Raw genomic sequence first — 15,999 nt, forward strand, 5'->3', positions numbered from 1 at the left:
TTATAAAATATTATAAAATATATTGTTGTAAAATAATTAAATATTTTTTTATTTTTTACACATTACAAAAAATCCCTCCTTTAATTAAACCACTCTTTAATATGAGAACGCATACAATCCATAATACTCTTTCTCTTTTCTGGCAGCATTATAGTATATATTTCTCTCGCGCTTCTACATAATAAAAGAGCATCTTTTACATCCGAAGGATTACGCGTCACCATATCCTTTATACCAGTAATTATCCGTTCTTCAAAATCTGAGACACTAAACACCATTCATTCTTCAAAGTGTCTGATTAATTCAGGATCTATTGAATTGATTGCATCTTTCGCCCAACTAAAATCTTCTTGCTTCCAACCAAAATCTCTCCGCAATAAATCCCCTATATCACTCTGTCCAACAGATTTTATTCAATTTTACAAGAAAGAACCAAAACGGGATAGAATCGTACCATTTCATCAATCTCTTTATCGTTAAGGATTTCGACACTTGCTGTATCTCCAGTCATTCCTAATTCAGAAGGGCTTCGAGACTTTAGATATTTTTTAACTTTACTTAATTTTCTTTCATACTCTGCCACTCTATACTCTCTTGCCCTATGCGCTCTATATGCCAATTTCTCCATTTCTTTCGCTAAATCATCTAGTTTTGAAAAAAGTGTATAACCCTCTCCATTAAGATCACTATGTTCTCGTATAAGCCTATCATGTTCTATGTTATGAAAGCGTATTTGCGAAAGCGTTAAATCAGCTAATGTCTTTTCAATAAATTCCATCCTCTTTTTAATGATTTGTAGTCTTTCTTTAATACGCTTATATTTCTCATTAAGCGTTAAACCAGAAAGTGATAACTCGGTTAAGCTAAACTCAGCATAAGAATTTTTTACACCACATATTAAAGGAAGTAACACAAAAACTATCGTTAGCAACTTTTGTAATGAAGAAAGCACGTTATCTTAACCTAAATCCTTTTCAGAGAATTTATAAAAAATACCTATGCAAATGCTATTATTGTGGTCATGCTATCTAAGCTACTTTTGCTTATTATATCAATACGTGTTATAATAAAAACTCCAAATCAATATGTAAGGGGTTCTTTTATTATAAAGTTAGATTTTATTCTTATAAATAAATCAATAAGTGGTTATTATTCATAGAATAATTTTATAAAACTAAGGAATAGTTCTAAAAAGTAGAGAAACTGCTTTAAACAGAATGTTGTTCTGCCATTTCTACAAGCTGTGTCATAGTCGTTGCTGCTCCAATAAGTCTTTCATCAACGGTGGCCCAATCCCGAACAAGAGCGATACTTTGATCTGGACGAATTTTTGCCATTGAACCTTGTTTCCCCACCCACTGAACAAGAGCAATACTATTGGTGAAATAGTTATTGCGAAACTGTATGACAATACCTTTTGGTCCAACATCCAATTTTTCTACATGGGCTTTTCGACACAAGGTTTTGATATGGAAAACTTTAAGGATATATTGAACTTCAAGGGGTAAAGGACCAAAACGATCGATTAACTCGGCTGCAAACTCATTAATCTGTTCTAAATCCTCAAGTTCTGTCAAGCGTCGGTAAAGCCCCATACGTAATGATAAGTCAGGCACAAAACTTTCTGGTATCATTACGGTTGTAGCGAGTGAGATTTGAGGTGACCATTGCTTGTCCTCACTTAGCTCTCCATCTTTTAATTCAGCAACAGCTTCTTCAAGCATTTTTTGATAAAGTTCAAATCCAACTTCTTTGATATGTCCTGATTGTTCTTCACCTAAAAAATTACCTGAACCACGAATATCCATATCGTGACTTGCCAATTGAAAGCCTGCTCCTAATGTATCAAGAGATTGTAACACCTTAAGACGACGATCCGCCGCAGGTGTTAAAATTTTACCAGAAGGAAATGTAAAGAGTGCATAAGCACGCTGTTTTGAGCGCCCTACTCTTCCCCGTAACTGGTAGAGTGCAGAAAGACCAAACATTTCAGCGCGATGTACAATCAATGTATTGGCTGTTGGAATATCAAGACCGGATTCAATAATGGTTGTTGAGAGCAAAACATCATATTGTCCATCGTAAAATGCGTTCATAATATCATCAAGTTGTCCAGCCGGCATTTGCCCATGAGCCACAACAAACTTGAGTTCTGGAACATGTGTTTTGAGATATTCTTCTACAAAAGCCAGATCAGAAATACGAGGACAGACATAAAAACTTTGTCCACCACGATAATATTCTCGAAGCAAAGTTTCGCGTACAACAAGTGCATCAAATGGTGAAATAAAAGTACGAACCGCCATTCTATCAATGGGTGGAGTGGTAATTAATGAAAGTTCACGCACTCCTGATAATGCCAATCCTAAAGTTCGTGGTATGGGGGTTGCTGAAAGCGTAAGAACGTGAATATCACTTTTAAGCTCTTTTAAACGCTCTTTGTGTTTTACACCAAAATGTTGCTCTTCATCAACGATAAGAAGCCCCAACCGTAAAAAATTGACTGCACCACTTAATAATGCATGAGTTCCAATAACGATATCAATCGTACCATCTGAAATTCCTTTTTTGACTTGTGCGAGCTCTTTCGCTTTCACAAGCCTTGAAGCATGACCAATTTTTACCGGTAATCCTTGAAAACGAGAAATAAACGTCTTGTAATGTTGACGTGAAAGTAAAGTTGTAGGGACAACAACAGCAACTTGATATCCATTTAATGCTGCAACAAAAGCACTTCGAATAGCCACTTCGGTTTTTCCAAAGCCAACATCACCGCAGATCAAGCGATCCATCGGCTTTCCTGAAGCTAAATCATCTAAAACGGCATCAATGGCGTTCATCTGATCTTCTGTCTCTTCATAAGGAAAACCAGCAACAAACTCATCAAATGATCCAACTGGTGGAAGTAAAGAAGGCGCAGCACGTGTCGCACGCTCCGCAGCTATACGGATTAATTGCCCTGCCATTTCCAATAAATGTTTTTTAAGCCGAGCTTTACGTGCTTGCCAAGCAACACCCCCTAATTTATCTAAAGTGACTTCTGTTCCTTCTGAGCCATAACGTGAGAGAAGCTCAATATTTTCAACAGGTAAAAAGAGTAAATCACCTCCAGCATATTTAATTTCAAGGCAATCTCGCAAAATTCCAGTGGTTGTGATAGTTTTTAAACCAACAAATTGGCCAATACCGTGATCGATATGCACAACAATATCACCGGAATTTAAAGCAGAAATCTCAGAAATAAAATTTGTATTATTCTTACGCCGCTTTGGCGTTCTGATGAAGCGATCACCTAAGATATCTTGCTCTGCTATAATCGCTAAATCTTCAGCCTCAAAACCATGTTCTATCATGATAACAGCTGCTAATATACGATCTCGTGGTGTTGCTTTGACAGTTTGCAAGGATTTTACAATATCTATTTTTTTCAATCCATGCTCATCAAGAACTTGTATCAAACGATTGAGAGATCCTTCACTCCAACACGCTAAAAGTACTTTTTTGCCAGCAGCGCGTAAAGAGGCGATATGATCAATAACACTTGAAAAAACATTTTTTTCTTGCGCATTACGCTCCTTTACAAAATCATATCCTTGTTTAACATTGGTGTGAATAACTGTTTGTTCCGAACTTTGTGGAATATTAAAAGGAGAAAAATCAATACGCTGTGAAAATTGGTGTACACATTCCAAAACACGCTTTGGCGTTAAATAGAGAAGACTAGGATCTATTGGATGATAAGAAGTAGAAGTTTCTTTATCATCTTCACGCTCCTTACGTGCATTATAATAGTCTTCGATAAGGCGATAACGCTCAATGAAAACTTCTTCTACGAGATGTTCAAAAACAAGTGGTAAATTGCCACAATGATCAAAAAAAGTATCAAGGTTTTCATAAAAAAATGGAAGCCAATGTTCCATACCAGCAAAACGCCGACCTTGAGCAATTGCTTCATAAAGCATGGTATTTTTTTGAGATATACCAAATGTACGGGTATAATTGCTTTTAAAACGGCTAATACGTTCCGGTGTGAGAACAACCTCACTCATTGCTTGTAATAAAAGTTCAGTTTTTTGGCGTATTGTCCTTTGACTTTCTGGATCAAATACGCGGATGCTTTCTAAGGTATCTCCAAAAAAATCAAGACGTAAAGGTTCAACATCCATAGGAGAAAAGATATCAAGTATTCCTCCTCTTACAGCAAACTCACCAACATCACGAACAACCGTGACACGTTCAAAACCATTGGTTTCCAGGAATTGAATTAGATTTCCCATGTTATGGCGCTGACCAACATGTAAATGAATAAGCTGAGATTCTATCATTTCACATGGAGGCAACTTTTGCATAATTGCATTTGCTGTCGTTAATATAATGGCAGAATGTGGATTTTTACGTAAATTGGCTATGCGTGCCAATGCTGATAATCGACGTGCCATAATAGCAATTCCTGGTGACACGCGATCATAAGGCAAACAATCCCATGCAGGAAATTGAAGTACCGGCAAATTGGGCTCAATAAAATTTAAAACTTGTTGTAAATGCGAAATTTTTGTTCCATCTCGGACAACATAGATGAGCGGTTTACCTTGTGCAATTTCTGAACTTAATTGAGCAAGGGCAAAGGCTTCAAATCCATCAGTAACGCCATCAAAAATCATATGAACAGGACTGTTTTGGGGAATAACAATTTTTTTAAATATAGGCATCGGGATCAATAACTTGAGCAAGTACGATAATTGGCAATATCACGAAAAAGAGAATTATCAATTTCAGAGGGTGGTGAAATTTCTCCGGTAATCCATGTGAGTAAGTCGCGATCATCAAAAGACATAATATACTCAAGTTCAGAGAGCATTTTGTCATTCATCCCAGTAATATGGGCATCGACATAATGTCCAAAAATAAGATCCATTTCACGAATACCGCGATGCCATGCACGAAAAATCAATCGGCGGCGACGCACATCCAATTGATTTTTGTCGTTGACAAAAACTGTCATAAAAAAATCTCCTTGAATAAAGTGGTATAAACTATTCAATTTTTGTATAAAATTTATACCTTATCTTTAAGGAAGTTCTATAATCTTTTGTTCTTTAAGTGTAATTCGACGATGCATTTGCTTAGCCAAAGCGTAATTGTGTGTTGCAATAAGAGCAGAAAGACCAGACTGACGAACCAAAACAGATAAAGCTTGGAAGACATAAGCTGAAGTTACGGGATCAAGATTTCCTGTAGGTTCATCAGCCAAAAGAACCGAAGGACCATTTGCTACGGCACGGGCAATAGCAACACGTTGTTGTTCCCCTCCCGATAACTCTGAGGGACGATGGTTAGCACGATGCGAAACACGCAGATACGTCAATAATTTACGCGCACGATCTTCCGCTATGGACTTTTTTAATCCTGCTATCATTTGCGGTATCATGACATTTTCTAAAGCCGTAAATTCTGGAAGTAAATGATGAAATTGATAAACAAAACCAATATCATTCCGTCTGATAGCTGTTCGCTCACTATCAGAGCGTTTTGCACAAGAAACACCTCGTAATAACACATCACCAGCTGTTGGTTTTTCTAATAACCCCGCAATATGAAGAAGTGTTGATTTTCCAGCACCAGATGGTGCAACAAGGGCGACAAGTTCTCCACGATTAAGGATAAAATTTGCTTTGTCTAAAACAATAAGCGGCTTATGGCTCTCGAAAAAGCGCCTTTCAATCTCTACAAGCTCTAAAATGGCTGTCATTATTCATACCTCAAGGCTTGTACGGGATCTAGCTTAGCAGCACGCCATGCTGGAATAAGAGCAGCAAGAAATGACAAGAATAAAGCCATGATCGCAACAAGAACAGTTTGTTTCCACTCAATTTGTGCAGGCAATTTTGTTAAAAAGTAAAGTTGAGGATTAAAAACATCAACATTAAATAACCAAGATATAAAGTCTTGGATATGATTAATATTTACAGTCGCAATAACACCTAAAATTAAACCCAGTATCGTTCCAATAAAACCAATCATCATTCCTGTGATAATAAATATACGCAAAATTGCACTCTGTTGAGCACCCATCGTGCGTAAAATTGCAATATCATGACTTTTATCTTTTACAAGCATAATAAGGCCTGAAATAATATTTAAAGCAGCAACGAGAACAATTAGAGAAAGAATGAAAAACATCACATTCCGTTCAATCTGTAAGGCTGAAAAAAAAGCCTGATTGCGTGTACGCCAATCAATTAAATAGACTTGTTGATCAACTGCTTTTTCTACAACGGGTTTTATTTGATCAACAGCATCAGGATCGTTTAGAAATAATTCTAAAGACTGAACCTTATCTCCCAAATTAAAAAACATTTGCGCTTCATGGAGAGGCATAAAAACAAAGATTGAATCATATTCAGACATACCAACTTCAAAAATAGCAACGACTTTATAAGCCTTAACACGTGGAGTAACGCCAAAAGGAGTCTCATCACCATCGGGGGTAATAATACGAAGATCTCTCCCAACTGTAAGCCCCAATTTTTCTGCTAAGCCACTTCCAATTGCAACACCTTCTTCTTGATCAAATTGAGAAATCGATCCTAATTTAATATTCTGAGAGACTGTTTTAAGCTTTTCTAGATCTTGCTTGCGCATACCACGAACTAAAGCGCCAGAGCCCCCTTGAACTTCACCTTGAACAAGCGCTTGACCTTCAATAACAGGCAAAGCAAACTTCACACCATTTGTAGCTTCTAAAGAAGAAATAAGAGTCTTATAATCAGAAAAACCAGAATCAACTGTTTGAACAATAAGATGCCCATTCATACCAAGAATGCGATTGAGAAGTTCTGTCCGAAAGCCATTCATTACCGCCATAACAACAACCAAAGCGAATACGCCCAACATAATCCCAATAAGAGAAATAATTGAAATAACAGAAGCAACCACATGCTTTTTATTGGGAATCATATAACGAAAAGCAATCATCCATTCATAAGATGAAAACCATTTATTTTTCAGCCTCTTCATAACATTTCCTATTAAAGTATAGAAAGTTGGCTGAGGACATCTTCAACCTTTAGAGATTTTTTTGCGCCTGTTTTTCGATCTTTAATTTCAACCTCATTTTGTGCAATGCTGTTAGGACCAATAATGATTTGCGTTGGCAAGCCAATCAAATCCATTGTCGCAAATTTTGATCCAGGACGTTCATTTCTATCATCTAATAATGGATCAAAACCAGCATCCTTTAATCCCTGATAAAGAAACTCACATACCTTTGTACATTTTTCATCATCAGGTTTCATATTGATAATCCCAAAATCGAACGGTGCCATCGACTTTGGCCAAATAATCCCCTTTTCATCATGAGAAGCCTCAATAGCAGCTGCAACAAGACGCGAAGGTCCAATCCCATAAGATCCCATAGAGACCACATGCTCTTTTCCATCTTGTCCCATAACTTTTGCTCCCATTGGAGCAGAATATTTAGTCCCAAAGTGGAAAATATGTCCAACTTCAATACCACGCGCTGAAAGACGATTTTCTTCAGAAATTTTAACCCACTCTTCTTCATTATGCATTTCTTCTGTCGCTGCATAAAAAGATGTCCACTGTTTAACAGTATCATCTAAAACAGCTTTATCACTAAAATCAATTGAACTATTGGGAACGCTAAGTTCAAGAAATTGTCTATCACAAAAAATAGCGCTCTCTCCTGTTTCAGCCAAAACGATAAATTCATGACTAAGTTCCCCCCCTATTGGACCTGTATCTGCACGCATGGGAATGGCTTTTAAGCCAAGGCGCGAAAAAGTGCGTAAATAAGCCACAAACATACGGTTATAAGATGTTTTAGAGCCTTCATAATCAAGATCAAAAGAATAAGCATCTTTCATTAAAAATTCTCGTGCCCGCATCACACCAAAACGTGGGCGAATTTCATCACGAAATTTCCATTGAATATGGTACAAATTAAGCGGAAGATCTTTATAAGAACGAACATAAGAGCGAAAAATATCCGTCACCATCTCTTCATTGGTCGGACCATACAGTAAATCACGCTTTTGACGATCTTTAATGCGAAGCATTTCCAAACCGTAATCATCATAGCGACCGCTTTCACGCCAAAGATCAGCAGCTTGAATTGTAGGCATCAATATTTCTATTGCACCCGCACGTTCTTGCTCTTCACGGATAATTTTACAAACTTTATCAAGCACTTTTTTTCCCAAAGGAAGCCAAGAATAAATCCCTGATGTTTGTTGTCGAATCATCCCAGCACGCAACATGAAGCGATGAGAAACAATTTCTGCTTCTTTAGGATTCTCTTTTAAAAGTGGAAGGAAATATTGAGAAAGACGCATTGAAATAATTAACTCCTACTCAGATCTATCATATTGGAACAATTTAACATACCCTCTATTCATCTATAGCCGTATTATGAATACTTGCAAATATAACGATCTTATTGTTTAAAAATTTGTTGTGCTTTATTCTCTATTTTTCTTATTGAGCAATAAAATCAAAAATACCCTTCTCTTTTTAAATAACGTAATGGAAATGCTTTATTTTGACCGATGTAAAAAAACTGTACAGAGAGGTTTTTTTTGCCAAATTTCATGAACAGCCGCTCTCACTGCACGTCGTGTTGCCTCTCGAATAACTTCATTATTTTTCCGTTTCATGCGTGGGATGTTATAAACTGTATTTTCCACAACTTCTAAAAGAATATCTTTCAATTTTTCCCCCTCTCCATTACTCTCGGGGAGTCCAAACATACTTAGACCGATATCGTCTAACAACTCGTGCTTGCTATTCATATGGAGAGAAACAGCAACATGCCCCGCGTAACTGAGTTTTCTACGTTCACGAATGCCTAGCTCATACTCATCCCCAAGAAGACAACCATCCTTATAAATACGTCCAACAGGCACTTGGTCAATAACTTCTACAGGCGTTGGTGCAAGACGCAGCATATCACCATTTCTAATATCTCTAACAATTTTAATGCCTGCTTGACGTGCTAAAGAAGCTTGAGCAGTAAGATGTATTGCCTCACCATGCACAGGCACAAGTATCTGTGGTTTTATCCAATCATACATCTGTAAAAGTTCTGAACGACGGGGATGGCCTGAAACATGAACAAGAGCATCTTCATTCGTAATAACTTTAATACCCAAATCGATAAAACGATTTTGTATTTCAAGAATCGCCTTCTCGTTTCCTGGAATACTTCGTGATGAATAAATAACAGTATCACCAGTGGAAAGCGCAATATTGCCCATTCCCTCACGTGACAGTTTAGCCAAAGCAGCACATGACTCGCCTTGGCTCCCTGTGACAATTAAAACAAGTTCTTTTCGTGGGATATAACCATAATCATCTTCTGTTACAAATGGTGCTAACCCATCCATATAACCAAGCTCTTGTGCGACCATAATACTTCGCTTAAGGGAACGCCCAATGACAAGCACCTTACGCCCAACAGCTTCAGCGGCAAGAGCAATAGAACATATCCGGCCAATATTAGAAGCAAAAGTTGCTATTGCAACACGCCCTTCAGCTTTTGAAATAATCTCAGAAAGACTGGTTTGAACCTGCAGTTCTGATGGAGATATACCATCCCGACACGCGTTTGTGGAATCACAAAGCAATGCTAAAACACCTTTATCGCCTAAAGCTCGAAATCTTTTTTCATCCGTTACAGCCCCAAGAGAAGGGGTATGATCAATTTTCCAATCACCAGTATGAACGACTGTCCCTAAAGAGGTTGTAATGGCTAAAGATACAGACTCTGGTATCGAATGGTTGACCGCAATAGCCTCTATGGAAAAAGGACCAACCTGAAAACAACCCCCTGCTTGAAAAATATTGAATGACATTTTATGGGATTCAAAATCTAATTGCCTTTTACTTTCCAATAACCCTGCTGTGAAAGCTGTACAGTAAAGTGGAACTTGTAACTTTGGCCATAAATCAAGAACAGCCCCATAATGATCTTCATGGGCATGTGTTAAAACAAGACCACGTATATTATGTTTTTCACTTTCTAGAAAACGAATATCAGGGAGAATAAGATCGGCCCCAGGTAATTCAGAACCAGCAAAACTAACGCCCATATCAACAAGCAACCATTCACGAAGATCTTGGGAGCCAAATCCATAAGCAGCCAAATTCATCCCTATTTCACCCACACCTCCCAGAGGTAAAAAAACAAATTCACATTTATTGGTTGCAACCATAAACATCTCCTAAATCATTAAGATAACCTGATGGTAAAATATTTTTTTAATAACGTCCTGCATTAACAGAAGCAGCCGAACCAAAATGAACATCTCCGGCTGTTATAATGGTTGTCTGACCATTTTTTTGTTTTATGATGCCGTTAAAATCGCGATCAAGACCATCAAAAATACCCTCAATGATTTTTTCATCATTCACTACTTTTACATATTTTCCAAGATGTGCAGAATATAAAAGCCATTTATTTCGGATTATTTCACATCCTTTTGGTTGTTTCCAAAGAAGATAATTTCTAGAAAAAGACTCCGTCAAAACCGTAAATAATTGTTTTGCCTCAATATACAAACCAATATTCTGTAAACTTGAAGTGGGATAGGGTGCATCTTCATAATGATGTTTTACATTTATTCCAATACCAATAACCAATGCATATTGTTGTGATGGCAGTTTTAAAATCTCGAGCAAAACTCCAGAGCTTTTCGCTCCTCTGAGCAAAATATCGTTTGGCCATTTTAAACTCACAATATTGTTTGTTTTCTTTTCATCTTTTATAAATTGTCTTATTGCCTCTGCCACACTCACTCCAGCAACAAAACCAATCTGAGCAGCAGTTTGATGAACAATATCATCAATTAACAATAGACTAGAATAAAGGTTCCCTTTTGGACTAGACCAAGTCCTTCCTCTTCTTGCTCTTCCTTGTAATTGTTCTTGTGCAACAATCCAAAGATAGCCTTGATGACCAGTTTGCGCTTTTTGTTGTGCAATGAGATTTGTGGAATCAACACTTTCATAAGACTCAATAGTGTATCCTTGTTTCTGTGCAAAATCTGACAAAATATAAACCATATTCATTAAAATAATGCAGCGGCTGCTTTTTCTGCCAATTCAGCAAACCAAATTCCAAAAAAGGTGTAAGATAAAATAAATAATGCAGAAAGACCAAGACAAAACTGAAGCTCTTTTGATAAAATAACAAAGTGCGCTTTTGCATCATCAAACCACATAATTTTAATAACCCGTAAATAGTAAAAAGCACCAACGACGGAGGCTATCATACCGACAATAGCAAGTGGTGTCAGACCAGCATGAACAGCAGCAGAAAATGTATACCACTTCCCAAAAAAACCAGCCATAGGTGGTATACTGGCTAAAGAGAAAAGCTGTATTGTCATGACAATCGCCATAAACGGATTTATCTTTGCTAATCCTGAAAGATCATAAATATTTTCAACATTGCCATTCTTCGAGCGCATTCCAAGAATAAAAGCAAATGAGCCAAGAGTAACACCAAGATAAATGGTCATATAAAGAATAACACTTTTTACTCCAAGCATATCTCCAGCAGATAAACCAACAAGTGCATACCCCATATGACTGATCGAAGAATAAGCCATTAAACGCTTAATATTATTTTGACCAATTGCAGCAAACGCACCAAGTATCATTGATGCAAGTGCCATGAACACCAAAATTTGTTGCCATGCAGGCATCGCGCTATCAATACGCCCTAAGGGAATGAAGGTCATCACAATAATACGGATGATTAAAGCCATTGCAGCAACTTTAGGCGCTCCAGCAAAAAATGCTGTAATCGGTGTTGGCGCACCTTCGTAAACATCAGGTGTCCACATATGAAATGGAACAGCAGAAATTTTGAAAGCCAAACCAGCTAAAATAAAAACAATTCCAAAAATAACCCCCAATTGTAAATTTTCACCTTTTAAAGCAAGAGCAATTTCATGAAAACCAATTTGACCGGTAAAACCATAAAGCAAAGAAATACCATAAAGCAGCAAGCCTGAAGACAATGCTCCTAAAACAAAATATTTTATACCAGCTTCAGAAGATTTTACATTATTACGATTAATCGCTGCTAAAACATATAAGGCTAAGGATTGTAGTTCTAACCCCATGTAAAGCGACAGCATATTACCTGCTGAAATCATAAACATCATACCAAGGGTTGCTAAAAGAACAAGCACTGGAAATTCAAATATATTAAACTTTTGCGCATTGGCAAAACCAACGGACATGATGAGAGAAAAGAGTGCACCAATAAGCATTAATATTTTCATATAACGACCGAAAGAATCGATAATGAGTGCATTGGTTTGAAATGAACCACTTTTCGGAAAAACTATGAGAATAACAATGGTTGCCACAAGAAGAGCCATGGCTAAACCTGTCACGGTTAAAGAAGCGCGTGCATTGGAATAAACACCAATCATCAGCAACATGATTGCTCCTAATGCAATTAAAATCTCCGGAAGAATTAATACTAGTTGTGTTATTATTTCACTTTGCATGAGAATTCTTCCCTTATCTAGTGTAGTTTATTGATGAGGGCTTCTACGGAAAACGCCGTCGCTTTAAGAATAGGCGTTGGATAGATACCAAAGAATATTGTCAGGATAACCATCGGATAAAGAATAAATTTTTCCCTTGAAGAAAGATCTATCAGTACTTTTAAATTTTCTTTATCCAAGGAACCAAAAACCACACGCCGATAAAGATAAAGGGCATAGGCTGCTGATAAGATAACACCTGTTGTCGCTAAAACAACAACCAATTTATTCACTTGAAAAACACCTATTAAAGTTAAAAATTCACCCAAAAATCCTGAAGTTCCAGGGAGCCCGACATTTGCCATCGTAAAGATCAAGAAAACAACAGCATATTTGGGCATATTATTCACTAAACCACCAAACGCTGAAATTTCACGCGTATGCAAACGATCATAGATCACCCCAACACAAAGAAATAAAGCCGCCGAAACAATTCCGTGTGACAGCATCTGATAAATAGCCCCTTGTATCCCCTGTTCATTCGCAGCAAAAATACCCATCGTTACATATCCCATATGCGCTATTGAGGAATATGCAATAAGTTTTTTGATATCACTTTGAACAAGTGCAACCAGTGATGTATAAATAATAGCGATAAGCGATAATGTAAAAACAAAAGGCGCAAAATCTGCTGAAGCGATAGGAAACATAGGTAAAGAAAAACGAAGAAAACCATACCCACCTAATTTAAGTAAGACACCGGCTAAAATAACAGAACCTGCAGTGGGGGCTTCCACGTGCGCATCGGGAAGCCAAGTATGAACCGGCCACATCGGCATTTTAACAGCAAAAGAAGCAAAAAATGCAAGCCATAACCACATTTGCATATGCGCAGGAAACGGATAATTGAGTAAAGTTGGTATATCAAGTGTTCCTGCCTGCCAATACATAGCCATAAGAGCAACCAGCATAAGCACTGAACCAAGTAAAGTGTATAAGAAAAACTTGATACTCGCATAAACACGACGTGCTCCACCCCACACCCCTATAATGATAAACATTGGAATGAGGCTGCCTTCAAAAAAAACATAAAATAATATTGCGTCAAGAGCACAAAAGACTCCAATAATTGCAACTTCAAGAAGAAGAAAAGCAATCATGTAAGCTTTTAATCTCTCTTTAACATTCTCCCAACTTGCTAAAATACAGAAAGGCAAAAGAAAAGCGGAGAGAACAACAAAAAGAATAGAAATACCATCAACCCCCATATGATAGCTAATGCCATTTCCTAGCCAACTGAATTTTTCAACCATTTGAAAATTCGGATCGGTAGAATCAAATCCTATCCAAATAATTAAAGAAATAATAAAAACAAATATTGTCGTAAAAAATGCGACATTCCTTATATTATGGTGCGCAGCCTCACTGTCATCTTTGATAAACAAAATCAGAAGAACACCAACAAGTGGCAAAAATGTAACCGTAGAAAGAATAGGCCAATCGGTCATTAGTTTACGCCCCCGATCATCATCCATGTAATAAGCATCGCAACACCTATAAGCATTGCAAACGCATAGTGGTAAAGATAGCCTGTTTGCATCCGAACAACTCTATTTGTAATATCAACAACACGCGCTGCGATACCATTAGGACCTAGACCATCAATAATTTTACCGTCTCCCACTTTCCAAAGAAAAGAACCAACTCTAAAAATAGGACGAACAAATAAAAAGTTATACAATTGATCGAAATACCATTTTTGATAAAGAAATTGGTACGCTCTTGGCATAATACAAGCTATTTTCTTGGGAAGAGATGGAAAAGAAATATAGAACAAATAGGCAAACACAAACCCAAGAACCATTGCTATAAAGGGCGACCATTTTACCCAATTAAAGACATGGTGAGCATCATGAAGAATATGATTGTGGCTGCTTGTAAACAACGCTCCCCTCCAAAAAGCATCATAAGAGTCACCAAAAAAGTAAGGTTGGAAAACGACACCAGCAAATATTGCACCGATCGATAAAATAAAGAGTGGAATTAACATCACTGGAGGCGATTCATGAACATGATGCATAACATCAACCGTTGCCCGTGGTTTACCATGGAATGTCATAAAGATAAGCCGCCATGAATAAAAACTTGTCAATAAAGCAGCAAAAACAAGAAGATAAAAAGCATATCCTGAAGCAATATTATGGGATGCAAAAGCAGACTCTATAATCGCATCTTTTGAGAAAAAACCCGCAGTCCCGAAAAGCGTTCCTGGAATTCCAACACCAGTCAATGCAATGGTCCCGACCATCATCATCCAATAAGTGACCTTTATATGCTTACGTAATCCACCCATTTTTCGCATATCTTGTTCATCAGATACAGCATGAATGACAGAGCCCGCACCAAGAAACAATAAGGCTTTAAAAAAAGCATGGGTAAAAAGATGAAAGACAGCAGCACCATAAGCTCCAACACCTAATGCCACAAACATATACCCAAGTTGAGAACAGGTAGAATAAGCAATAACACGCTTAATATCATTCTGCACCAACCCCACAGTTGCTGCAAAAAACGCCGTTGTTGCGCCAACAATAATAATCACAGTCAAAGCAATCGAAGACAGTTCAAAAATTGGCGACATCCGCGCAACCATAAAAACACCCGCCGTTACCATCGTGGCGGCATGAATAAGTGCTGATACAGGTGTTGGTCCCTCCATCGCATCAGGAAGCCAAGTATGTAAAAGAAATTGTGCTGATTTTCCCATTGCACCAATAAATAATAAAAGGCATGTAATGGTCAGTGCCGCCTGTCCATCAAGCTGCCAACCTAAAAATGTCATATTTTGTACAAAGCTATTGTCTGCAGCTTTTGCAAAAATAGAGGAAAAATCGACCGATTGGAATAAAACGAAAATACTAAATATTCCCAAGAGAAACCCAAAATCTCCAACACGATTGACCACAAAAGCTTTCATTGCAGCCTTATTGGCAGAATCACGCTGAAACCAAAAACCAATAAGCAAATAAGAAGCAAGCCCTACACCTTCCCATCCAAAAAACATTTGGATCAAATTATTGGAGGTCACTAACATAAGCATCATAAATGTAAACAAAGAAAGATAAGAAAAAAAACGGGATCTTGAAGGATCATGGTGCATATAACCAATTGAATAAATATGCACCAATGCCGAAACACTGTTTACAACAATAAGCATGACAGCTGTTAATGTATCAATATGGAGAGCCCAGTTAAAGCTTAAATCACCAACAGCAAGCCAGTGTAATATTAATACATCAATCACTGGAGTATGACCAAGTGCAACATTGAAAAATGCTATCCACGACAATATGGCAACAATCACCATAAAGCTACATGTTATCAATTCACTTGCACGATCTCCTATCGTTTTTCCACCTAGCGCAGCAATGAGAAAACCCAAAAGTGGAAGAAAGACAATCGTATAATACATCACTGC

11 protein-coding genes are annotated in these 15,999 nt (G+C 37.5%); all 11 read right to left on the reverse strand.

The window, feature by feature from the left end; translation table 11 throughout:
• Positions 1 to 409: 409 nt before the first annotated feature.
• The 11 genes from CER18_RS10540 to nuoL all read right to left on the reverse strand — a co-directional run bounded on the left by CER18_RS10540 (position 410) and on the right by nuoL (position 15,993).
• On the reverse strand, positions 410 to 952 hold the full coding sequence (locus CER18_RS10540) for a hypothetical protein (RefSeq protein WP_245410069.1): 543 nt from the start codon (positions 950 to 952) through the stop codon (positions 410 to 412).
• Positions 953 to 1,208: 256 nt separating this feature from the next.
• A complete protein-coding gene (gene mfd / locus CER18_RS07935) occupies positions 1,209 to 4,709 on the reverse strand; it encodes a transcription-repair coupling factor (RefSeq protein WP_100129483.1) in 3,501 nt (1,166 codons plus the stop codon).
• 5 nt (positions 4,710 to 4,714) lie between these two features.
• Entirely contained in the window at positions 4,715 to 5,002 is a 288-nt protein-coding gene (locus tag CER18_RS07940) for a succinate dehydrogenase assembly factor 2 (protein ID WP_100129484.1), read from the reverse strand.
• Positions 5,003 to 5,068: 66 nt separating this feature from the next.
• Positions 5,069 to 5,749: an ABC transporter ATP-binding protein gene (locus CER18_RS07945; protein WP_039758623.1), complete on the reverse strand. Its 681-nt coding sequence runs from the start codon at positions 5,747 to 5,749 to the stop codon at positions 5,069 to 5,071.
• Positions 5,749 to 7,017, reverse strand: coding sequence for a lipoprotein-releasing ABC transporter permease subunit (locus CER18_RS07950; RefSeq protein WP_100129485.1), 1,269 nt, complete (start codon positions 7,015 to 7,017; stop codon positions 5,749 to 5,751). The genes CER18_RS07945 and CER18_RS07950 overlap by 1 nt, the downstream gene beginning before the upstream one ends.
• Positions 7,018 to 7,028: 11 nt before the next feature.
• Positions 7,029 to 8,354, reverse strand: coding sequence for a proline--tRNA ligase (gene proS, locus CER18_RS07955; protein WP_100129486.1), 1,326 nt, complete (start codon positions 8,352 to 8,354; stop codon positions 7,029 to 7,031).
• Between the two features lie 201 nt (positions 8,355 to 8,555).
• Positions 8,556 to 10,232 carry a ribonuclease J gene (locus CER18_RS07960; RefSeq protein ID WP_100129487.1) on the reverse strand — a complete coding sequence of 559 codons (1,677 nt, stop codon included), beginning with the start codon at positions 10,230 to 10,232 and terminating at the stop codon, positions 8,556 to 8,558.
• A gap of 46 nt (positions 10,233 to 10,278) precedes the next feature.
• Positions 10,279 to 11,088, reverse strand: a complete 810-nt coding sequence (locus CER18_RS07965) for a biotin--[acetyl-CoA-carboxylase] ligase (RefSeq protein WP_180299408.1) — start codon at positions 11,086 to 11,088, stop codon at positions 10,279 to 10,281.
• Positions 11,088 to 12,542 (reverse strand): NADH-quinone oxidoreductase subunit NuoN, encoded by a 1,455-nt coding sequence (gene nuoN, locus CER18_RS07970; protein WP_100129488.1) that lies wholly within the window; start codon positions 12,540 to 12,542, stop codon positions 11,088 to 11,090. The genes CER18_RS07965 and nuoN overlap by 1 nt, the downstream gene beginning before the upstream one ends.
• Positions 12,543 to 12,559: 17 nt before the next feature.
• A complete protein-coding gene (locus CER18_RS07975; protein ID WP_100129489.1) occupies positions 12,560 to 14,029 on the reverse strand; it encodes an NADH-quinone oxidoreductase subunit M in 1,470 nt (489 codons plus the stop codon).
• Positions 14,029 to 15,993, reverse strand: coding sequence for an NADH-quinone oxidoreductase subunit L (gene nuoL, locus CER18_RS07980; RefSeq protein ID WP_100129490.1), 1,965 nt, complete (start codon positions 15,991 to 15,993; stop codon positions 14,029 to 14,031). Before nuoL ends, CER18_RS07975 begins: the two co-directional genes overlap by 1 nt.
• Positions 15,994 to 15,999 lie beyond the last annotated feature (6 nt).

The organism is Bartonella tribocorum (assembly GCF_002777915.1).
GTDB classification, from domain to species: Bacteria; Pseudomonadota; Alphaproteobacteria; order Rhizobiales; family Rhizobiaceae; genus Bartonella; species Bartonella tribocorum_A.